The organism is Nonomuraea sp. C10, assembly GCF_008017515.1.
GTDB classification, from domain to species: domain Bacteria; phylum Actinomycetota; class Actinomycetes; order Streptosporangiales; family Streptosporangiaceae; genus Nonomuraea; species Nonomuraea ferruginea.
The window spans coordinates 5,220,811-5,241,498 of record NZ_VPFF01000001.1 but is presented as its reverse complement, the minus strand read 5'-3'; the positions used below and the strand labels follow the sequence as shown (position 1 = coordinate 5,241,498).

Here is a 20,688-nt window from a genome sequence, read left to right as displayed (position 1 = left end):
GGTCGACAGTCCGCGGGTGGAACCAGTGGCGGTGGTCGGGATCGGCTGCCGCCTTCCCGGCGACGCCCGCTCACCGGACGAGTTCTGGGACCTGCTGTGCTCCGGCCGGAACACGACCGGGCCGCTGCCGGCCGAACGCTGGCGCCGGTATGAGAACCGGAGTCCGGAAGACGCCGCCGCGCTGCGCGACGCCGTGCGCCACGGCAGTTTCCTGAGCGACATCGAGGGCTTCGACGCGGAGTTCTTCGGACTGTCGCCCCGCGAGGCCGAGCTGATGGACCCCCAGCAGCGGATCCTGATGGAGACCGCCTGGGAGGCCCTGGAGCACGCCGGCCTGCCGCCGCACCGGCTGGCCGGCACCGACGCCGGGGTGTTCGTCGGCGTCTGCACCGCCGACTACGGCGGCCGTCTGCTGGAGGACCTGCCCCAGATCGAGGCGTGGACCGGCATCGGCGCCGCCACCTGCGCCGTCGCCAACCGCATCTCCTACTCACTCGACCTGCGCGGGCCCAGCATGGCGGTCGACACCGCCTGCTCGGCGTCGCTGGTCGCGCTCCACCTGGCCGCGCAGAGCCTGCGGCTCGGCGAGAGCGACGTCGCCCTCGCCGGCGGCGTCAACCTGCTGGTCACCCCGGGCCAGACCCTCACGCTCGGCACCGCCGGAGCGCTGGCCCCCGACGGGCGGTCCAAGTCGTTCGACGCGTCGGCCGACGGCTACGGACGCGGCGAGGGCTGCGGCGTGGTCGTGCTCAAGCGGCTGTCCGACGCCCAGCGCGACGGCGACCGGATCCTCGCGCTCGTCATCGGCAGCGCCGTGAATCAGGACGGGCACACCAACGGCATCATGGCGCCGTGCGGCGAGGCCCAGGAACACGTGATGGTCAAGGCCTGCCGGCAGGCGGGCGTCGCGCCGTCCACCGTCGACTACATCGAGGCCCACGGCACCGGGACCCGGCTCGGCGACCCGCTGGAGGCGGGGGCGCTCTCCTCCGTGTACGGCACGCCGCGGCCCCCCGGCGACCCGTGCCTCATCGGCTCGGTCAAGTCCAACATCGGTCACCTCGAAGGCGCCGCCGGCATCGCCGGCGTCATCAAGGCGGTCCTCGCCCTCGACCGCGGCGAGATCCCCCCGAGCGTGCTGACCACCCTGAACGAGGCCATCCCATGGGAGGACTCGGGCCTGCGCGTGGTGACCGGGCGATCGGCCTGGCCGGAGCGCGACCACCCGCGCCGGGCGGGCGTCTCCAGCTTCGGCTACGGCGGCACGGTCGCGCACATCGTGCTGGAGCAGGCGCCTCCCGCCCAGGAGGCGCCCGGGGACGAGGTGACGGGGGAGCGGCTGTTCCCCCTGTCGGCCGCGTCGGAGCAGGCGCTGCGGCAGTACGCGGGCAAGCTCGCCGACCACCTGGACAGCGGGCTCGACCTGGCGTCCGCGGGCCACACGCTGGCGCTCCGGCGCACCCACCTGGCCCGCCGCGCCGTCGTGGTCGGGGCGGGCGCGGACGAGCTGGCGGCCGGCCTGCGCAGGCTCGCGGAGGACGTGCCGGCCGAGGCCGTACTCACCGGGGACGTGCTGCCCGAGCCCGGTCCCGGGCCGCTCTGGGTCTTCTCCGGGCAGGGCTGCCAGTGGCGCGGGATGGGGCGGGAGCTGCTCGCCGTGCCGGAGTTCGCGTCCCTGGTCGACGAGGTGGAGCCGATCTTCGCCGAGGAGATCGGCTTCTCTCCCCGGCAGGTCCTGGCCGACGGCGAACTCGACACCATCGACCGCGTCCAGACCATGATCTTCGTGATGCAGCTGGGCCTCGCCAGGCTCTGGAACGCGCACGGGGTCGCGCCGGAGGCCGTCATCGGCCACTCCGTCGGCGAGATCGCGGCGGCGGTGACGGCCGGCGCGATGTCCGTCGCCGACGGCGCCCGCCTGATCTGCCGCCGCTCCCGGCTGCTGCGCCGGGCCGAGGGCAAGGGCGCCATGGTGATGGTCGGCCTGTCCTTCGAGGAGGCGGCCGATCGGCTGGCCGGCCGGACCGACCTGGTGGCCGCGATCGCGTCGGCGCCCGGCTCCACCGTGCTGTCCGGCGACGTCGCCGCCGTCGAGGAGGTGGTGAACGAGTGGCCGGCCGAGGGCATCGTGGTGCGGCGGGTGGCGTCGGACGTCGCCTTCCACAGCCCGCACATGGAGCCCCTGGCCGTCGAGCTGGCCGCCGCCACGGCCGATCTCTCGTTCGGGGCGCCCCGCATCCCCATGTACACGACCGCGCTGGCGGACCCCCGGTCGACGCCGATCCTGGACGGCGCGTACTGGGCGGCGAACCTCCGCGACCCCGTGCGGCTGGCCGCGGCGACGACGGCCGCGGCGCAGGACGGCTACCGCGTGTTCCTGGAGATCTCGCCTCACCCCGTGGTCGCGCACTCCGTCACCGAGACGCTCTCGGAGAACGGGTTCGAGGACGTGTTCGTCGGCACGTCACTGCGCCGCAACCAGCCGGAGGCGGCGACCTTCCTCGTCGCGGTGGGCACGGCGCACTGTCACGGCGTCGACGTGGACTGGAGCCGGCTGCAGCCGACCGGCGGCCTGGCCGACCTGCCGCCGTACGCCTGGCAGCACCGCCGCCACTGGCGCGAGGCGTACGCCGACGACGGCAACCGAGGGCACGACGTGCGCTCCCACACCCTGCTCGGCGCCGCGACCAGCCTCGCGGGCAGCCGGACCCGGATGTGGCGGACCAGCCTGGAGGACGCCAACCGGCCCTACCCGGGCAGCCACGCGCTCAACGGGGTCGAGATCGTGCCCGCCGCCGTGCTGGTCAACACGTTCCTGCACGCGGCCGAGGACGAGGACGTCACGCTCACCGACGTGGAGATGACGCACCCGCTGATGACCGCGGAGCGCAGGCAGGTCCAGGTCGTGCACGAGCCGCCGGCGGTACGGCTCGCGGCCCGCACGCCGGCCGGGCCTGGCGAGCCCGAACCCGCCTGGCTGGTGCACGTCACCGCCGACGTGGCCGCCCCCGGCCAGGTGAAACCCGACGTGCTGCCGGACGCCGGCGATCTCAGCCCGATCGACCCAGGGTTCGTGCACCGGCGGCTGGCCGCCGTCGGCGTGCCCTCGACAGGCTTCGGCTGGACGATCGGGACGCTGCTGGCCGGAGACGGCGCGCTGCGGGCGACGGTACGCACCGGGGAGCCGGGAAGCTGGGCACCGGCGCTGGACGCGGTGATGTCCGTGGCGCCCTGCGTGTTCCCCGGCGACCCGGTGCTGCGCATGGTCGTGCACATCGACGAGGTGGTGCTGACCGGCACGCCGCCCTCGACGGTGATCGTCCACGCGGCCGTGGACCCGGCCGCCGACGACACCGTCCGGGCGCTCCTGGCCGACGTGGACGGCCGGGTGGTGGGACACCTCACGGGACTCCGCTATCCGGTGATCGACGCGCCCGCCCCGGCCGACGAGGATCTCCGGGGACCGGCGGAGTCGTTCGCCGGCCTGGCGCCCGAGGACCTGCGCGAGCGCGTCCTGCCCGAGATCCGCGCGGAGATCGCGGCCGTGATGAGGACGGCCCCCGAGGACCTGGCGATCCGGCGTCCCCTCGTCGAGCAGGGGCTGGACTCGGTGATGACCGTCATGGTCAGGCGGCGCCTGGAGAAGCGCTTCGGCCGCCGTCTCCCCGCGACCCTGCTGTGGCAGCAGCCCACCATCTCCGCGATCGCGGACCACCTGGTGGAGCTGCTCGCGACTCCGGTCCCGGCGGCGGAGACCGCTCCTGAGAGCATGCCCGCGATCGGGGGGTGAGACCGCCGCCTCACCGTGCGCCGGAGGGCGAGCCGTCGGGATTCGTCAAGCTCTGAGTCCGGCGTGTCCATCGAGCCCGGCACCCCTGACGAGGAGGTGCCGGGCTGCGCCCCCGGCCGGCCTGTGCTCGTCAGCGTGACGGTTCCGTGGGCTCACCCGACCCGGCGAACCGGCGCAGGGCGTCCAGTCCCGACAGGCCGTAGACGTCCTCCACCGCGTCGGCCAGCAGGTGGCAGGCCCTGAACCGGTCGAGCGGCGTGAGCCCGAGCCGGGTCAGGTGCAGGTACGTGTAGTTGAGCAGCACCCGGTAGCGCAGGAAGCGCGGGTCGGTGAAGACCGCCGCGTGGTAGGCCGGGTTCTCGTAGATCAGGCGTTGCAGCTCGTTCGGCTCGTGGTGGGGAGCGGGCGGGTCACCGGGCCTCGCCCGGAGCGCCTCGCCCGGCTCGAACGTCGGCTGGACCAGCCGGCCGCTGTCCAGCAGCGTTCCGGCCCGTCGCCGGTAGTCCTCCAGCAGCGCCGCCCACTCGCGTACGAACGCCACGGGCGGCGCGGCGGGGTCGTCCAGGGCGGCGACGACGTCCCGCACCCGCTCGGTGAGCGCGGCCCGCCGTTCCCGGAAGCCCCGCTCGAAAGCGGCGCGGACGCCTTCGGGGTCGGCCGCCCACGTGATGAAGCCCTCCGCGTGCATCCGGTACGACAGGTAGCTCCGCGTGATGTGCTGCGAAGTGTGCGCGACGGTCAGCATGAGGCTCAGCGCGAGCCCGGTCCTGCTGTCACGGCCGGCACGCACGTGCTCCAGCATGCCGAACAGCAGCGGGGTGGCATCGGCGTAGAACGCGGTGAGCAGGCCCACCGCCTCGTCGCTGCCGAGCACGTGCCGGCGGGAGTCGTACGGCGCGTCGTGGATGGAGTTGTCCGGCGGCCACGGCGTGAGCGGCCCGTGCTCCTGCTCCCGCATGGCGAGCAGGCGGTGCCTGGCCAGGCTCGCGGCCGGGTCGAGCGCGGCCGTCGAGGGGTGTGCGCGCAGGTAGGCTCCGATGACCTCGTCCACCCGCGGGCGCACGACCCCCTCCCAGACGGCCGGCGCCGCCTTGACGTTGATCCGCAGGTGCGGGCCCTGCCGCCAATGGCGCAGCACGTACGCCGCCTCGATCTGACCGCGAAGCCCGTCGAACAGCGGCCGCACGGCATCCAGCAGCAGGCCGTCCTTGTCCGCCGCGTGGTAGTAGACGTGCACGCAGTGCCAGGTGGGAGCGTCGGACACGGTCAAGGGGGTCACCTCCGGGAGTCGGCGAGTCCGGCGAGGGCGCGGACCGCCAGGTACGACACGTGGCGCTCGGTCCCGGCACGCAGCCCCAGCCGGTTGTGGAACAGGTGGACGCAGCGCATCAGGATCAGCGACACCGTGCGCCGCTCCGGCGGCGCGGCCAGGGCGAGCAGCGCGTGCGGCGAGCCCGAGTCCCGCGGCGCGCACCGGCCGGCGGCGTGCAGGGCGGCGAGCTCGTCGCGGAGCGCGCACACCGATGCCGCCCACGTGGCCAGCAGGTCGCCGCCGGAGCCGGGCGTGTCCCACAGCCTGCGCGTCTGGGCGAGGAGAGCGCCTTCGCGGCGCCGCCAATCCTCCGCGCTGACGGACTCGTCACTCACCGCTCGCGCTTGGCCGGCGCCGGCGGCGAGGCGGTGGGTGGTGCGGTCCTCTCGTGCCTGGCGGGCGGTGGCGAGGCGGTGGGCGGCGGCGGGCAGGTCCGGCTCGCACGCGGCGGCCGCGACGGTCAGCGCGGCCAGCCCGATCGCCGCGCGCCGGGCCATCTCCGTACCGGCGCGCAGCACGTCCAGGGCGAGCCGGCTCGACTCCGCGAAGTGCCGTTCGGCGGCGGCGACGCAGGCGGCGTCCCCGTACGCCTCGTATTCCGGCCGGTAGCCGATGAACGCCACCGAGCCGGCGGGACGCAGCCGCTCGTCGTAGGACGTGCGCCGCTCGCCCGCCGCCATGGCGGCCGCGAACGCGCGGTAGGCCGCCGCGTCGACCGGCGGCGACGGGTGGGCGGCGAAGTGCGCCGCCGCCCGCTCGCGCACCAGGTCATGGACGCGCGGTGCCCGCGCCGGGTCCGGCACCTCCAGCCGCAGCCGCACGTGCTGACCGCCCTCCCAGTAGCGCAGGAAGAACGCGCGGCGCACGGTGCCGTCCGCTGCCAGTTCCCGCGTCACCGGGTCCACCACGTCGTTGATCAGCGGGTCGAGGTCGCCGGAATGGAACAGGTGCGCGCCGATCCAGCGGCTGCCGGCGTCCGTCATCGGCCCGGCCGCGCGGAGAGCTGGACGACGTACTCGGTGACCCGGCGGCCGGGGCCGTAGCGGGGCGCTTGGGAGGGATCGGGCAGGGCCTCCTCGATCACCAGCAGCGCGCCGGGGTCGCGCAGCGCGCGCAGGAACCCGTTCAGCAGCAGCATGTCGGTGACGTCCACGTACATCGGCTTGCGGTCCTTGCTCAGCAGCCCCACCAGCAGGCCGTCCCGCAGGTCCACCACCCGGGCGAAGAACCGGCGGGGCACCTCGTGCAGCGCCAGCCACTCGGCGAGCCTGGGGAGGTACGAGGCCTCGCCCTCGCCCTTGGCCGGCACCGGGAAGGTGCCTGCCCGGAGCCGCCACACCGCCCGGGCGAACGTGACCCGCCCGAGGTCCATCCGCGGCCACCGTTCCACCTCGCCCTCGCCCGGCACCTCGCTCCGGGTGCGGAACACCCAGCCGGGCACCATCGCCGTGGACGGCTCCCCGAACGTCCGCACCAGGAACTGCAACCACGGCGGCAGCCAGTACTGGGCGGTCATGCCCAGGTGGACCGGCCGGACCGGGCGGCCCGCGCCGTCGAACAGGGTCAGCCTGTCGCATCCGGGGTCGTAGCCGACGGTGAGCTCCGCCGGCGAGACGCGCGGGAGGTGCGCGTCCGGGGCGGTGAAGGGGTGGTCGAGGGCGAGGTCGGCCGCGGCCGGACGGGCGTTGAGGCCGCCGCCGACGAGTCCGCGGAACTCGGCCACCAGGACGTCGCCCTGCGCGGCGCGGAGTTCGCCGGCGGGCGGCGCGTCACCGCCGGCGAGGACGACCAGCCGGTGCAGCCGCGACAGGCCGCGCCCGTACCCGGCGGAGATGGAGTTGACGACCGCGCGCAGGGCGCCCGGTCCCGGCACGGCCTGCAGGTAGCAGCAGATCGACCCGGGGGGCCGGACGAAACTCGGCCAGTCGCCGGCCATCTCGGCCAGGCGGGCGGCCGTGAGGTCGACCACCGGCCCCGGCTCCCGCGCGCCGGTCTGTTCCCAGAAGCTCCGCCGCAGTCCGGTGAGCCGTACCAAGCCGGGCGGCGGCTCGGCGTCCGGCACCTCCCGCGTGCCCGCCACCGGGTCGCGCAGCATGCCGCGCAGCAGCGCTCCGCTCCCGCCCGGCGCCTCCTGGTGTATCTCGCGGTAGAACGTCAGTGCGGGGATCCGGCCGCCGGGGCCGTGCCGGTCCAGGAAGAACGCGGCGGCGGCGATCTTGACGGGCAGGTCGGGGTCGAACAGGCCGAGCAGCCCGCGCAGCGCGTCGAGGTCGTCGCACACGTCGCGCCAGGCCGGCGCGCTCAGCCGTCCCGCGACGCCGGGGATGACGGCGCTGTGCCAGAGCAGGTTCTTGTCCGGCAGCGACGGCCCCGGCGGCAGCACTTCCCGCAGCGCTTCCCGTACGACCGCGGACGCCTTCTCGTCGCCGGGCCGGGTGACGCCGTCGCGCAGGGCCGCCGCGACCCGGCCGACAGCTCGCGTGTACGGCGCCGGGCCGTCCTCCGCCAGCCACGACGCCAGCCGGCCCACCGGGTCGTGGCCTTGCTCGTCGTACGGCGCGACGAACTCCAGCAGCCCCGCGTCGGCCAGCGGCTCGATCCCGGGGGCGGCGGCCAGGGTGGGGCAAGGGTGCCCGCGCACCCAGTCGAGGGCCTCCCGGACCGCCGGGCTCGACGGCACCGCGGACAGCGGCTCGCCGTGACCGGCTCCGAGGAACCAGATCCGGTCGCCGTCGTCGGCCGCGGTCGGGTTGACGCGGAGCCGGGCGCGCTCCCGTACGCGCCGATGCCGGGTGAGCGCCGCCCACAGCGGGCGCAGGACCGCCCGATCCAGCTCGACCACCAGGCGCCAGGCGGGTTCGCCGCCGGTCGCCGGCGCGGGGCCGTCCGCCTCCCACCGGCCCAGGCCGCTGAGCGTGAACGTGGCGTACGGGCTGGTCTTGACGGTCGCCCGGGCGAGATAGCGGGCCAGCCGCAGCAGCTCCTGCCGTTCCGGCCGGCGGTCGGCGGGGCCGGCGAGCCAGGCGTCGAGGCGTCCGGCCAGCACCGGGCTGCCCTGGGCCAGGCCGTGCCGGAAACCGGCGTCGGACACCGCCTCGCGGAGCAGCGCCGTCTTCTCCCGCGACTCCTCTGCCAGGGCGGCGGGCAGCGCCGCGCGCAACTCGTCCGCGCGGCGCCGCAGGGCGGTCCACGCGCCGACGCGGGCGGTCAGGTCGGCGGGGAGGGCCGCCAGCGCGTCGGCGGTCGCGGCCCCGCCGCTCAGGCGGCGTCCGGAGAACACCGCGCGCCGTAGCGCCACCAGCCCGGACCGGGCCGGACCGGGCGCGGTGCCGCCGATCACGTCGTGCAGCGGATCGGACAGGTCCGCGCCCTCCCGCCGCAACCAGGCGGAGACGTTCACCAGCTCGTCCACCAGCCGCCACGTCCGGGTGCAGCGCATCCGGTCCAGCCCGGCCACCGGCAGCGCCGCGACGCGGACAGCGAGGACGGGCGAGACGGCATAATCGGGATCAGCGAGCCTTGCCAGGTCGCCGTCCCCGGTGACGGGGACGGCGTGCGTCACATCGGTCAATCGAACGCGCTCCTCGTGAGGGTTCGCCAGGGGCCGAGGGCGCCCACGGCACGGGCGCCCTCGGCCCTGCTCGTCATACCGGTGACCCGGGGGTCACCGGCGGGCCGACGCCTCCGGCGTCACGCCTCCGGAGCCCAGCAGCTGGTGGCCGTCAGGTAGGACGAGCAGTAGCCCAAGGCGGAGGAGGCGCCGGTCTCGATGGCGCCGTGGCCCTCCACCACGAGGGAGTCGGCCGACACGACCTCAATGGAGTCGACGTCCAGGCCGCGCAGGTCGAGCTTGAGGTTCTCAGCGGACATGTGCTTCTCCTTCTGATTACGATCAAAGGTGATCTGTACGGGTCAGGCTCTCGTCGGAGCGGGGCATCACCTCCTCGTGCACAACGGCCGGCATGGGGCGGGCCACCAGGGGCCCGCCGGTCGGGGGAGTGCCCAGCAGCAGGAAGGACAGGCTCCGCAAGGGGGTTCCGGCGAGGCCGAGCACCTCGTCGGTGGTCTCGTTGGCGCCGTCGGAGTGGATGCGCGCGGCCAGGCCCAGCGCGGTGGCGGCCAGCGTGGCCCGCTGGACGACCAGGCCCGCCTCCATCTGTTGCATGCGATACCAGCGGTCCCCGAACAGGCGCGCGCCCGCGACCGGGTCGCCCGCGGGGACCAGCGCGGCGGCGGCCCCGCGCAGCGCCACCCGGGTGTTGGCCAGCAGCCGCCCCGTGGCCACCTCGTCCACCCGCTCGGCGCCGGCCAGCTCGTGGAGCGTCCGCCGGGCCGGGTCGTACCAGTAGGCGCCCCGCGGCAGGCCCTGCACCCGCAAGGCCAGCAGGCACAGCGCGGTCGCGGCCGGCCCTGTCTCGGCGCCCGGCAGGTCGGCCGGGTAGCCCTCGCCCGCCGCGGCCAGCACGGCGCCGAGGGCCGCGCCCCTGAGGGGCACCGGCCGGTAGCCGGCCAGCGGGGACGTGCGGCGAGACGCTCCTGTGCCGGCGCGGATCCCGGTCGCGGGCTCAGGAGCCGGGAAGGCCCGGCCCGCCCGCGCCGGCGGCCGTGGCCGCAGCGCCTCCGCCGGCTCCGGCGAGCCCGTGGGGGAGGCGGCGGAGCAGGCTCGGTGCAGGGCCGCGGCGAGGCCGTCAGGCATGGGCTTGGGCAGCGGCGTGCTCTCGCCGGCCACCGGGCGCTCGATCAGCTCGCGGGCGGACGGGGTGGCGTCCGGGCGCCCCGCACCGCCGGGTGGCAGGGTCAGCGTGAGCACGGCCAGCGCGGCCTCCCGGGCGCCGTCGAGCCCGAGGAGCCGGTCCACCTCACCGTCCGGGAACCGCAGCCAGGCCCGGCACGGCAGCCCCAGCCGCCCGCCGGCGGCCAGCGCCTGGGCGACGAGCACGCCGGTCTCCTGGCAGATCAGGCGGTAGCCGAAGTCGCCGTACTTGAACATCGACCGCCAGAACACCGCAGACAGGACGATCGCCACGTCCGCCGCCGGACCGTCCGCGAGCAGGCCGGCCAGTGCCCCGGTGTGGTCGCCGCCGCGCACGCGCTCCAGCACGTGGTGCACCGGATCGTAGTGGTACAGGGCGGCCGGCAGGCCGGGCGGGCGCGGCTCGCCCGCGGCCACGTACGCCTCGATCGCGTACAACCCTCCGCCCGACGGCGCCGGCCGGCCGGTGAGGAGCATGGGCGGCCGCCCCGCGGGTTCGCCGCCGTCGTCGAGCTGATGGCACCAGACGAGCCTGGTCATGCCGAGCAGGTCCCGCAGCAGCTCGCCGATCCGGCCGAGGGCCGAGCCGTCGCCGGACTCCCAGGGGAGCCGCGTCCGTACGGCGCCCGGGTAGCGCTTGTGCCTGGTCGGCGCGCCGCCCCAGTCGATGGACAGCGGTCCCCGGTTCCGCATCGCGGCCAGGTAGCGGCGGGTGGCCGCGCCGGCCTCGCTCGCCGCCGTGGTCGGGTGCATACGGGTCCGCCTCGCTTCCTTCGTCGTGCCGGTGGTGACCGGGGTCAGGGGAACGGATGAGGATAGGGATTCAGCTCTTCGGACCCCAGGTCGCGGTCCCGGTGACCGAGGAGCCGCGGCAGGCTCAGCAACCGGGGCAGGCCGTGGACGCGCCGGTAGCGGTGACCGAACGTCATGGGCGCCGTACCCGGCACGATCACCTTCGCGGCGGACATGCCGCACGCCTTCGCCTCGGGCGAGGTGATGTCGACGGCGATCACGTCGAGGCCGCCGGCCAGGAAGCGTCCCGCCAGCTCGGCCACGTCCGCGCGGAGGTCGTCGTGCGCGGGCCACCCCGCACGGGCCGTCACCTCGGCGACGGTCAGCGTGGGCCCGTCCAGCGGCAGGAAGCCCAGCCGGTCGAACGCGTCCGGGTGGGCGTAGGCCAGGGGATGGTGCTCCAGCAGCCGCACCTGCTCGGGGTCGGCCGCCAGCCGGGCCGACGACGCCGGGTCGTAGCGGTCGACGTGGCCTGCCAGCATCGGGCCCAGGTCCTCCAGCGCCCGGCGGAGCGCCCGCTGCGGCACCAGGTGGGAGGCGGAGCCGCACAGCACGCGCGGCCGGTCCGGCCGGTCCAGCGCGTCGACGGCCATCACCCAGAACACCGGCACCCGCTGCTCCATCAGCGCGGCGAACGCGTGCACGTCGTAGCCGAGCCGGTCGCGTACCCGCTGGGCGAGCATCGGGATGCGGCGGTCGGAGGCCGAGCCGAGGTCCACCCGCGGAATGGGCATCCGGGCATACCAGGTGGCCAGGGCCGCGTCCCGCTCGGCCACCTCCAGCAGGCCGTACAGGATCGCCTCGGCCGGGTGGCCGCCCAGGGCACAGCCGTTGGAGCACTCGTAGGCGAATCCGAGGTCGTCCGCCGGGCGGGGGCCGAAGAAGGCGTAGCTCTCCGGCACCAGCACCGGCGCGTCCCGTGCGAACGAGTACGCCCACACCCACGAGGTGGGCCGATCCGGACGGAAGCGGGTGAACAGGAAGCCGGGCCGGTCGTACCAGTCGTCCGGATAGAGGCCCAGCGTGCGCGGGTCGAGCGCGTCGCCGGCGATGTCGTCGTAGGCGGCGCGCACGACGGTCCGCCGGCCGCGCGGGGCGATGCCGGCGATCCGTTCCAGCGCCTCGGCGACGGCGGTGGCCCGCGCGGACGCGAAGTCGCCGCTGCGGCCGTAGCCGTGGTGGCTCTCGTGCTCGGTGCGAGCCGGGCTGAGCCGCGCCACCGCGAGCGGGCCGCCGCCGCGCTCCTGCGCGACCAGAGCCTGCACGGTGCCGGTCTCCGGGTCGACGAACCGCTGTTCCCACTCCGCCGCCCGGTGGCCGATGCCGCTGACCCGGAAGGTCGCGGGGTCCGGCTTGGGCGCGGGACGGGGGACGTACCGAGCCGCGTGCGGTCCGTCGTCGGGCCGCACGCCGCAGTCGGGGCAGAACGGGTCGGGAAGGAACGGGTGGTGGCGTACTTCGGCGTTCGGCAGGCGGACCTTCAGCAGCGCGCCGGCGGTCCGCGCGGAACCGGGGTCACGCCGCAGCCGGCGCACCTCGTCGGCGACCAGCGCGGCGACGGCGCGCGTGACGAGCGGTGTGAGCAGCGCGCTGGGCCGGGAGCCGAGGTCCGCGCCCCACCGGGCGCGCAGCCTGTCGCGAGCCACCGCGTCCGGCCGGTTGCCCGCGCGTCTCCGTTCCACACAGGTCGGGCAGCCGGGCAGGGGCGGGCGCGCGGCCGGGCCCACCAGCGCCCAGCCCGCCTCCACGCGCACCGGCAGCCACGACGCGCCGCTCTCGGCCGCGCGTCGCGCCACTCCCGGGTACGGCCGCACGTCGTCGGCGTCGCTCGCGACCACGATCACGGGACCGGTGGCCGAGGCGAGGGCCGCGCGGATGGCCGCGTACAGGCGGCCCTCACCCAGAACGGTCACCGGGTCCGCGTACGCGGTGACGGCGGCCTCAGTCATCGAGCAGCGCGACGTGGGTGACGAAGGGGAGCAGCCGGGCGGCCTCGGGGTCGCCGTCGAGTGGCACCGCCACCGGCACCTTGCCCAGGCGGCGCAGCCCCCGGGCCATCCTCCGTACGGCCTCGGAGGGGTCGCCGTCCGGCGGCCAGAAGGGACGGGCCTCGGCGTACGCGGGCTGCCCGGCGGTCCGCGACTGCCAGCGGAGCAGCAGCCGCTCCAGGCCGTCGCGCAGCGCCGCCGGGGCGGTGGCGGCGACGGACACGATCGGGTCCTGGCCGGGGACGGTGAGGGAGATCGCGGGCACGCCGAGAACGGCCGTGTGATCGCTCACCTCCGGCGTTTCACCGGCCAGGACGAGCTGGCGCAGCAAGGCCTCCGCGATCGGATCTTCCGTGGGACCCACCGGCGCGCCCCTCCCGTCCGCCTCCAGAGTGCCCGCCAGCAGGTGCTCGCACCGGGCTCGCAGACCGGCGGCCAGCGCCTCCGGCCAGCTCAGCCCGGCACCGGTGCCCACCGGAGGGCACGGCGTGCCGAAACCGGTGAGCCGGAGATCGGACACCGGCACAGGAAGAGGCCGGCCCTCCGGCAGTTCCACGCCCCATATCGTCGCTTCCGGGTCGGCACTCGGGTCGACGGTGAGCAGACCGTACGTGGCGAGTGCGGCGAGCAGGCAGCGGAGCCGGGCCGTCCGCTGGTCCGGTCCCCAGCCGAACACCTGCGGAGGCGGCGCCCAGCCGGGCAGCGCCCCGAACGGGTCCGAGACGGTCGCCCCGCACACCGCCAGCGGCGACTGGGCCAGCGCCTGCTCGTCCAGCATGCCGAGGAGGCCCAGGCGCGAGCCGACCAGCTCGGGGGTGCGGCCGAGCAGGCTCTCCGCCTCGATGGGCGTGGCCGTCGCCAGCACCGCGGCCCGGTCCCCGATCGCCTCCGGGCCTCCGCCAGGACGGGTGCCCGCACGTGGACGGGCCAGGAAGCGGTGCGGGAGCGTGTCGAGATTGCGCAGGTCGACCCGGGTGAGCAGGCGCTCCCGGTCCGTGTCGAGCCCGGTCACCTGGGAGAAGCAGGCGAGCGCCAGCATGGCGGCGACGACCTTCGGCACCGGTCCTGTCAGCCAGTCCTCGTTCGACGACGCCGGGGCCGCGGCGGGCAGCGCGGCCAGCCGGTGCCAACCGGACTCCGCGGCTGTCACCGAGGGCCGTCCCACCCTGCTGAGCCAGACCTCCGCAGGACCGGCGAGAGCCTGGCCCAGCACGACGTCGCCCGCCTCGGCCAGGCGGGCCGTCGCCACCAGGTCGTCGAGGTCCGCGCTGACCTGGAGCACGACGTCGGCGTCCCCGGCGACGGCCCGGACGAGCGCGTCGCCGGCGGGAGAGAGCGCCCGGATCTCCTGGCGGGGATCGCGCCGGACGGCCTCGGCCGCCCGGCCGGCCGCCGCGGCGTCGGGACAGATCACGGCGACGTACCGCCACCCTGAACCGACACACGCCTCCACCAGCGCCTCCAGCAGCGGGCCTGCCCCGGCCAGCACCAGGCGGGCGCTGCGGATCCGCTCGAATCGCGCCTCCGGCGAATCCAGGGCGTAACCGATGAAGGCGATCTCTTCCGCGTACGCGCGCAGCTCCGCGCCGGTCAGTCCGTGTGGCCGCGCCTGCCGGTCATCCACCACGAACCGGTGTTCGGCGAGCCGGCCCACGAGGCTCTCGACCATGGCCTGCTTGTCGGCGGAGAGGTTCGACGTGAGCTCGTCCAGGGTGTGCCGGCCGGTCAGCGCGGGCGCCAGCCTGCCGAGCCAGGCGTACGCGTGCCGTCCGCGCAGCGTGCACGCACCGTAGTCACTGTGCACGTAGGCCCCGTCGGGGCATTCGACGAACCGGACGTCGTCGCGTAGTCGTGGTCTCATCGCCGCATCAGTGTTTGGGAGCGCTCCCATGAGCGAAATGCTACGAACTGACGTCCTATATGTAAACCCGAAATCGGCCCTATCATGCAGCGCCTATCGTGGCTATAATCACGGGATTCTCGCATATTCATAACGGAATGCCCACATTCAGTGATGGGAGCCCGCGTTTCTCGCCATTTCGTCGGCATGGAGCGCACCGCGTTCCGCGAGGCATCCCGTCCCTTGACGGATCAGCGTCGTCCGCCCTGGACAGGTCATACCGGGGTGCCTGAGCCGGCCGTTCCCGGCTCGGTTACTCTCGGCGCGTCGCTCTGCGATCAGGTCAGAGCGCGACCGGACTCGGGAGATGCCAACGTATGCATGAGCCATCGGAGCGGACTGACGGATCGCCCGTCCGGATCGGCGCGCTCGCCCCGCTGACCCGGCCCGGCTGGACCGAGGCGGGCCGGCACCTGCTCGCCGGACTCGAACTGGCCGCCCGCGAGGTCAACGACGCCGGCGGGATCGCGGGAAGGCCGCTCGAACTGCTGGTACGAGACACCGCCGCTGATCCCCACAGGGCGGAGGCGGCCGTGGAAGAGCTGGCCCGCCTGGGCGTGGCCGCCGTGGCGGGGGAGTACCACAGCGTCGTCGCCCGCGCCGCCGCCGCCCAGGCCGACGCACTCGGCGTGCCGTACCTCTGCTCGTCAGCGGTCCTCGACGCGCTCACCGAGCAGCCGACGGACCGGGTCGCGCGCCTGGCCCCGGCGCAGTCCCGCGGCTGGCGCATCTACGCGGACTTCCTCCTCAGCGGGGGCCACCGCCGCGTCGCCGTGGCGGCCGAGCCGAGTGTCTACTGGGCCTCCGGGACCCGCATCCTGCGGGACCACCTCGCCGAGCACGGAGGCACCGTCGTCGAGCTCGACGCGCGCGCGGCCGTGTGCGACGAACTCGCCGGCAGTGGTGCGACAGCCCTCCTTCTTCTCGCCGGTTCCCCGGAGCCCGCGGTGCCGATCGTCAAGGCCGTCCGCAGCGACCGGCGCCTCGCCGAGATCATGATCGGCGCTCCGGCCGGGCAGCCGGAGTTCGCCGGCTGGGCCGCGTCGCTGGGCGGCGACGGCGCCGCGATCCCGTTCCTGCGCTACCTGCCCGAACGCCTCGGCCCACTCGGCGCGCGCGTCGGGACGGCCCTGCGTGAACGGCTGGCCGAGGCGCCCTCCTTCGTCGCCTTCGAGGGCTACGACACGGTCACCGTCCTCGCCGAGGTGCTGCGCACGGGCGGATCCTGGTCCAGCGTCGCGGTCGAAGGCACCCGCGGGGAGATCCGGTTCTCCCGCACCCCGGGCATCAGCGTCTGGCAGTGGGCTTGGCCCCCGATCCAGGTCGCCGACCGAGACCCCGCCGAACCCGATCGCTTCCGGATCCTGCACACCGGCTGAAGACCGCCGAGCGTGGCAACACGGCTGGCAAAGACCGGTCATGGAGGTTGTCGAGTCTCCGGGCCCAACGGATAGTCGAGGGTGTCAGGCCTGTCCCCGTACCCCGAGGAGAAGCATGGACGGATCGGCCACCCGCGATCGGCGCCGCACGGGCACGGTGCGGCGCCTCTTATCGGCGACCGTCGGACTCATCGCGATGGTCTTCCTCGTCGCCCCGCCCGCCGGCGCCCTGGCGCTGCCCACCCCCGCGCAGCTGGTCTCGAACCTCGACCTCGAGTGCTTCAAGACCAGCCCCTACCAGCCGCCGGCCGTCGGGCTGGCGCTGCGGCACATCAACCCGGTGCTCGTCGGCCTGCCCATCGAGCAGGTCTCCCTCGGCGCGCGTGACCAGCTCTGCGTCCCGGTCGCCAAGAACGACGTGATCCCGCCGGACGGCGTGCTCGACTTCGTCCGGTACGTCGACCTGTCGTGTTACCGGGTCACCGGGTCCTCGATGGACAAGTCGCTCGTGCTCAGCCATCTCAACCGCGTCCTGAGTGACCTGCCCCGCAAGCAGGTCCTGCTGAACCGGCCGGAGCAGCTGTGCGTCCCGGTCGCCAAGAACGGCGTGCTGCCCCCGGCGGAGGTGCTCCGGGTCGTCAGGCACATCGACCTCCTCTGCTACGGCGCCACCCCGAACGTCCCGATGAACAGGCCGCTGGCGCTCCGGCAGCTCAACCCCGTGCTCGTCGGCAAGATCCCGCCGGCCGACGTACGGGTGGGCTACTCGCGCCAGCTCTGCGTGCCGGTGTACAAGGGCGGGGACAACATCCCGCCCGAGGTCATGGATCTCGTCAGATGGATCGACCTGGAGAAGTACGACATCACGGCGCGTGAGATGGCGCCCGTCGACCTGACCCTGCGGCACCTCAACCCGGTGCTCGCCCGCCTTCCCGAGGAGAAGGCGACGCTCACCGCCGCGGTCCAGCTCGGCGTCCCCGTCGCCAAGGACGGCCGGATACCGCCCGGCTGAGCGACAGCTGACGAGCCTGCCGGTTCTCCCATGGGCGCCGGCAGGCTCACGTGTGCTTGCGGCGCTTGTAGTGGCGGGCGACGCGGACGCGGTTGCCGCAGCGGGCCGCCGAGCACCAGCGGCGGCGCGGGTGGGCGGGCAGGAACAGCATGACGCAGTCGGCGGCGTCACACTGGCGCACCGTGGCGACCGCCGGGTCCGCCAGCAGGCCGGCCGCGCCCTCGGCCAGCCACGTCGTCAGGCGCGCGCCGGGGGTGCCGGTGCGGCGGTGGGTGGCCGTGACGGTCTCGCCGTTCCAGGTCAGCTCGCTGATGGCGGGCGCGGCACGCTGGGCCCGGTTGACGGCTTCGAGGTCGGCGGCCGGTGGCCGGGTCCCGGCACGGACGTGCTCCAGGGCGCGCGCGATGTGCTCGCGGAGTTCGCGTACGGCGGCCAGGTCGGCGGCGGTGAACTCGGTGGCGAGGAGCTCCCGCGCCTCGGCGAACCGGTCGGCCTGCAGGCCCAGCCATGCGCGCAGGTCGCCGGGCGTGGTCAGCAGGTCGCCGGTGGCCGGGCGGGTGTTGACCAGGTCCAGGGCGAGGGGTTCACCGGTCAGGGGGCCGAGCTCACTCATGCCCTAATGCTATCTCCGTGCTTTGACACGTTAGATCGCTGATCGCTATAACTAATGTGTCTTCTGCGATGAAAGGCATTAGCCATGACGTTCCCCGCGCTCGCCCGCACCGTCCACCGCCACCTCGACGTCGACGGCGTCCGCGTCTTCTACCGCGAGTCGCTGCCCGAGCGGGCCGACGCGCCCGTCCTGCTGCTCCTGCACGGCTTCCCGTCGGCCTCGCACCAGTTCCGCCGCCTCATCGACGTGCTGGGCGCCCGCCACCGGCTGATCGCGCCCGACTACCCCGGTTTCGGGCACACCGAGGCCCCGGCCGGCTTCACCTACGCCTTCGACCGGCTCGCCGACGTCACCGAGGGCTTCGTCCGGAAGCTCGGCCTGACCCGCTTCGTGATGTACGTCTTCGACTTCGGCGCACCCGTCGGCTTCCGGCTCGCCGAGCGGCACCCGGAGTGGATCGCGGGCCTCGTCGTGCAGAACGGCAACGTCTACGAGGAGGGCCTGTCCGCCGGAGCCCGCGACTTCATCGCGCTGCGCCCTGACCGGCCCGGCGCCGAGGACACCGTCCGCGACCTGCTCACCCTGCCCGGCACCCGCGGCCAGTACGAGACCGGCGTCGCCGACCCCGAACTCGTCGCCCCCGAGGGCTGGACCCTCGACCAGCACTTCCTCGACCTGCCCGGCCGCAAGGAGGCCCAGGTCGCGCTCGCCTTCGACTACCACACCAACGTCGAGCGGTACCCCGCCTGGCAGGAGTGGCTGCGCACGCACACCCCGCCCACCCTCATCACCTGGGGCGCGAACGACCCGTTCTTCCCCGAGCCCGGCGCCCGCGCCTACCTGCGCGACCTGCCCGGCGCGGAACTCCACGTCCTCGACACCGGCCACTTCGCCCTTGAGGACCGCCTGCCGGAGATCGCCCCGCTCGTCGCCGGCTTCCTGGAGCGGGTGTGGGACCGAGGGCCGAGTTGACCGCCGGCACCACGCTTCCAGTGGCCGGCTCGCGACGCCCCACTATGATCGGCGGCATGGCGCTGCGACTCATCCAGGTGAACTTCAAGGCCCGGGACGACTCGGCGCTCGGCCGGTTCTGGGCAGAGGCGCTCGGCTGGAACGTCTCCAGCGAGGCGCCCGGCGTGACCAACCTCGAACCCGAGGGCTTCGCCTGGCCGGACCCCGACGCCTTCTACGTCGACCTCGTCACCGTCCCGGACCCCGAGACGGTGAAGTACCGCGTACACCTCGACCTCGCCACCACCTCCGCCGCCCACCAGGCCGAGCTGGTCGCGCGCCTGCAGGAGCTCGGCGCGACGCCCGCCGACGTGGGTCAGGGCGACGTCCCGTGGACAGTCCTGGCCGACCCGGAGGGCAACGTGTTCTGCGTGCTGGAGCCCCGGGAGATCTACCGGGACACCGGGCCGATCGCCGCGGTGGTGGTCGACTGCGAGGATCCGCGCGCCATGGCCCGCTTCTGGGACGAGGCGCTGGACTGGACCCTGCACGAGGTGACCGACGACCACGCGCGGCTCCGCTCCGCCAAGGGCGTCGGCCCGTACCTGGAGTTCCTCCGTACGCCCGGTGCGAAGACCGGGCGTAACCGCATCCACCTCGACCTGCTGCCACACCCCGTCGAAGACCAGGAGGCGGAGGTGGCCCGGCTCAAAACTCTGGGCGCCACCGCCGCCGACGTCGGCCAGGGCGACGCCCCGTGGAAGGTCCTGGCCGACCCGGAGGGCAACGAGTTCTGCGTCCTCGGCCGGGGCTGACGCGGGAAGGCTGCTGGAAGCGGGGCCCACGGATTGTGAGTCGGCTCTTCGACAACGCTCAGTTCCTACCAGTTCTTCCGCAGCATGGTGAAGGAGTTCGACGACCCACCCGCGGCCGGCATGTCTACGACGAATACTGGAAGCCGATCCAGGACCAGGTGGACGCCAAGGCCATGGAACAATTGATGTACCTGGTGCTGGTCCTGCGGGAGGGTGGCGAAGCCCAATACAACGCCGTCTACCGGGGGCATCAGCAGTTGCTTCTGGCACTGTCCGGGGATGAGAGGCGAATCGAGTCGTACGTCCGGGATCTGCACCGTCGCGCGCGGCATCTCAAACAGATCCTCTTCCCCCCGGAGGATTTCCCGTTCGCGGGGCGGCTGCGCTTCCTCAAGGAATGGCAGGCGTCCACGGCCTACCCGCTGGTGATGCGCCTGCTCGAGTTGCGGGAGGACGACCACATCGGCGATGAGGAGGTGGGCGAGGCGCTGGCCTACGTCGAGAGCTTCCTCGTGCGCCGCCTGATCGCCGGGGTCGCCACGGGCAACCTCAACCGCATCTTCCAACGGCTCGCCGTGCAACTGGGCGCCGAGGAGGAAGTGCCGCACGCGGTGCGTGTCGCGCTGTCACCGGCCAGGCTGTACTGGCCTTCGGATGAGCAGCTGCGGGAGGAGATTCGCAGCCGCGCCTTCTACTGGCAAGGGCGTACGGTTCAGCAGAAGCTGATTCTGCGGCGTATCGAGGAGTCGCTGGGCAGCAAGGAGCGGGTGGACCTGGCCGACAAGCGCATCACCATCGAGCACGTCCTGCCGCAGTCCATGACCACCGACTGGCTGGGCGAGCTCTCCCACGAGGGAGACGACGCCGACCTCCTGCACCGGCAGCTCGTGCACACCCTGGGCAATCTCACGCTCAGCGGCTACAACTCGGAGCTGAGCAACAACTCCTTCGCCGCCAAGCGCAAGCAGCTGGGGCAGAGCGGCCTGGTCATGAACCAGGAGATCGCCGCCTGTGAGCGCTGGGGCAAGGCGGAGATCCTGGCCCGCGCCGACCGGCTCGTGGACCGTGCGATCGCCATATGGCCAGGCCCGGAGGAGTCCGGCCGCGGGAGCGCGGCCTCCCGCGACTGGACACTGCTGCACAGCGCCCTGGCAGTCCTGCCGGCTGCCACCTGGACCTCTTACTCAGATCTCGCCGAGCTGATCGGCTCGCATCCGGTGCCTGTCGGCGTCCATCTGGCAAGCGTCCCCGTGCTCAACGCGCACCGGGTCCTCAGCAGGTCCGGGCAGAACTCCTGGGTCTGCCCATCGCCGCGGATCTCGCCGAATCCGAGGCCGCGGACGATGGGTCCTTGTCGCCAGAAACGCTGACATCCCTGGAACA

The 20,688-nt window shown here is 74.1% G+C and carries 14 protein-coding genes; 6 read left to right on the top strand and 8 right to left on the bottom strand.

The window, feature by feature from the left end; genetic code table 11:
- Positions 1–16 precede the first annotated feature (16 nt).
- Positions 17–3,790: a type I polyketide synthase gene (locus tag FR742_RS24130; RefSeq protein WP_261808713.1), complete on the top strand. Its 3,774-nt coding sequence runs from the start codon at positions 17–19 to the stop codon at positions 3,788–3,790.
- 130 nt (positions 3,791–3,920) lie between these two features.
- Here FR742_RS24130 and FR742_RS24125 read toward each other — a convergent pair whose 3' ends face one another.
- The 7 genes from FR742_RS24125 to FR742_RS24095 all read right to left on the bottom strand — a co-directional run bounded on the left by FR742_RS24125 (position 3,921) and on the right by FR742_RS24095 (position 14,496).
- Positions 3,921–5,054, bottom strand: a complete 1,134-nt coding sequence (locus FR742_RS24125) for a thiopeptide maturation pyridine synthase (RefSeq protein ID WP_261808878.1) — start codon at positions 5,052–5,054, stop codon at positions 3,921–3,923.
- Positions 5,055–5,065: 11 nt separating this feature from the next.
- Positions 5,066–6,085, bottom strand: a complete 1,020-nt coding sequence (locus FR742_RS24120) for a lantibiotic dehydratase C-terminal domain-containing protein (protein ID WP_148033047.1) — start codon at positions 6,083–6,085, stop codon at positions 5,066–5,068.
- Positions 6,082–8,664, bottom strand: a complete 2,583-nt coding sequence (locus FR742_RS24115) for a lantibiotic dehydratase family protein (RefSeq protein ID WP_261808877.1) — start codon at positions 8,662–8,664, stop codon at positions 6,082–6,084. The genes FR742_RS24120 and FR742_RS24115 overlap by 4 nt, the downstream gene beginning before the upstream one ends.
- 128 nt (positions 8,665–8,792) lie before the next feature.
- A complete protein-coding gene (locus FR742_RS24110) occupies positions 8,793–8,972 on the bottom strand; it encodes a hypothetical protein (protein ID WP_148033045.1) in 180 nt (59 codons plus the stop codon).
- A 22-nt stretch (positions 8,973–8,994) separates the two neighbouring features.
- Positions 8,995–10,608: a SagB family peptide dehydrogenase gene (locus FR742_RS24105; RefSeq protein WP_148033044.1), complete on the bottom strand. Its 1,614-nt coding sequence runs from the start codon at positions 10,606–10,608 to the stop codon at positions 8,995–8,997.
- A 44-nt stretch (positions 10,609–10,652) separates the two neighbouring features.
- Positions 10,653–12,596 (bottom strand): TOMM precursor leader peptide-binding protein, encoded by a 1,944-nt coding sequence (locus tag FR742_RS24100; protein ID WP_148033043.1) that lies wholly within the window; start codon positions 12,594–12,596, stop codon positions 10,653–10,655.
- Entirely contained in the window at positions 12,589–14,496 is a 1,908-nt protein-coding gene (locus FR742_RS24095; protein ID WP_222709038.1) for a hypothetical protein, read from the bottom strand. The genes FR742_RS24100 and FR742_RS24095 overlap by 8 nt, the downstream gene beginning before the upstream one ends.
- Positions 14,497–14,852: 356 nt before the next feature.
- Here FR742_RS24095 and FR742_RS24090 point away from each other — a divergent pair, with 356 nt between their 5' ends.
- Together FR742_RS24090 and FR742_RS24085 are read left to right on the top strand one after the other, a co-directional pair.
- Entirely contained in the window at positions 14,853–15,914 is a 1,062-nt protein-coding gene (locus tag FR742_RS24090) for an ABC transporter substrate-binding protein (RefSeq protein WP_148033041.1), read from the top strand.
- Positions 15,915–16,029: 115 nt separating this feature from the next.
- A complete protein-coding gene (locus FR742_RS24085; RefSeq protein ID WP_261808712.1) occupies positions 16,030–16,926 on the top strand; it encodes a hypothetical protein in 897 nt (298 codons plus the stop codon).
- Positions 16,927–16,972: 46 nt separating this feature from the next.
- Here the strand turns inward: FR742_RS24085 and FR742_RS24080 are convergent, their stop codons facing one another.
- Entirely contained in the window at positions 16,973–17,539 is a 567-nt protein-coding gene (locus FR742_RS24080) for an ABATE domain-containing protein (RefSeq protein WP_148033040.1), read from the bottom strand.
- 84 nt (positions 17,540–17,623) lie between these two features.
- On the opposite strand from FR742_RS24080, the gene FR742_RS24075 reads away from it, so the two are divergent.
- The 3 genes from FR742_RS24075 (at position 17,624) to FR742_RS24065 (ending at position 20,675) form a co-directional block, all read left to right on the top strand.
- On the top strand, positions 17,624–18,511 hold the full coding sequence (locus FR742_RS24075) for an alpha/beta fold hydrolase (RefSeq protein ID WP_148033039.1): 888 nt from the start codon (positions 17,624–17,626) through the stop codon (positions 18,509–18,511).
- 56 nt (positions 18,512–18,567) lie between these two features.
- Positions 18,568–19,305 carry a VOC family protein gene (locus tag FR742_RS24070; RefSeq protein ID WP_148033038.1) on the top strand — a complete coding sequence of 246 codons (738 nt, stop codon included), beginning with the start codon at positions 18,568–18,570 and terminating at the stop codon, positions 19,303–19,305.
- A gap of 158 nt (positions 19,306–19,463) precedes the next feature.
- Positions 19,464–20,675, top strand: coding sequence for an HNH endonuclease family protein (locus tag FR742_RS24065; RefSeq protein WP_148033037.1), 1,212 nt, complete (start codon positions 19,464–19,466; stop codon positions 20,673–20,675).
- Positions 20,676–20,688 lie beyond the last annotated feature (13 nt).